Origin of the sequence: Rothia sp. (in: high G+C Gram-positive bacteria) (assembly GCF_030540545.1) — a bacterium.
Lineage (GTDB): Bacteria > Actinomycetota > Actinomycetes > Actinomycetales > Micrococcaceae > Rothia.
Map to the genome: position 1 here is coordinate 1 of NZ_JAUNVZ010000103.1, position 1111 is coordinate 1111.

The 1111-nt window shown below is 59.3% G+C and carries 2 protein-coding genes; both read right to left on the minus strand.

What is annotated here, in order from left to right:
• Window positions 1-89: 89 nt before the first annotated feature.
• Window positions 90-815 carry a glycosyltransferase family 2 protein gene (locus Q4P78_RS09235; protein ID WP_368660907.1) on the minus strand — a complete coding sequence of 242 codons (726 nt, stop codon included), beginning with the start codon at window positions 813-815 and terminating at the stop codon, window positions 90-92.
• Entirely contained in the window at window positions 794-1024 is a 231-nt protein-coding gene (locus tag Q4P78_RS09240) for a glycosyltransferase family 2 protein (RefSeq protein ID WP_303340076.1), read from the minus strand. Before Q4P78_RS09240 ends, Q4P78_RS09235 begins: the two co-directional genes overlap by 22 nt.
• Between the last annotated feature and the right edge of the window lie 87 nt (window positions 1025-1111).

Sequence of the window (1111 nt, forward strand, 5' to 3'; positions counted from 1 at the left end):
TTATTGGGTAGGCCACGCCCGGCGGACATCGTCTCAATGTCCGCCTTTTTCAGAATCGTCAGGGCGGCCGTAACTGTGTTGGGCACGGTCTAAAGGCCCCTGCCTGTTTTCTGCACCGCATCCAGCAGGGTCTGCGGTTTTACAACACCAAGAGCCACCGGGTATGCGGCCCAGGCGCGCAGCTGCGTCTTATCGCGGTGCAGGGAAGAACGGGCACACGCAAATGCCTCTTTCTTATGGCCCAGCGCTGCGTGCGCGAACGCCACCTGCCCGGCCACGCGCGCCACACCCTTGGGGTAACGCTCAAATTCAGGGAACTTACGCAGCAGGTAGGTGAGGCCATCAGCAATGTACTGCCACTGACCGGCAAAAAAGGACGGCCGATCCCACAGCACCCTAACCAGCGGTTGGGGTACGGAAAGAATATCGCCGTGCTTGGTAGCGCGCAGCAGCAGGTCATAGTCTTCCCCGTAAGAGGCAGGCAGCTGCTCATCCACCAGACCGACGGGGCCATCCACCAAGTCAGAGCGGGAGTACAGCATTGCGGAGGGGTGAACCTCGGTGATCCGTGAACGCAGGAAGTCATCGAAAGTAGCGCGTTCGGGGGCTAGGCGCACGATGTTCCGCCCGTCCGAGCGCACCGTAATACCAGACGAGATACCCACCGCATCCGGGTTAGCTCGCCACAATGCCACCTGTTCGGTGAGTTTGCCCGGCATCCAGGTGTCGTCATCGTCACAGAATCCCAGGATTATTCCTGTGGCCTCCAGAATGCCGCTATTGCGTGCGCCAGCTAGCCCGCCGGTACGTGTGATTCAATGATACGTAGTGACCGATTCTCGCTGATTTCAATATCGGAGAGCGGGTCAGGGGTGGCACGGTCGTAGACGATCACCACCTCAACGGGGCCCGGGTACTGCTGATCGAGAATTGCTGTGACTGCGGTGCGTAAGCTTTGCATGCGTTTTCCATTGGTGGCGATCACAACGCTGACGGAGGGGATGCGGGATTCAAATTGAAGCATAGTGACTCCTACTGGGCGGGTGTGGTTGGGGTTGAGAGAGTAACGTACTTGCGGCGCATTGAGAGCAGCACGGTTGCGGCGTTCGCG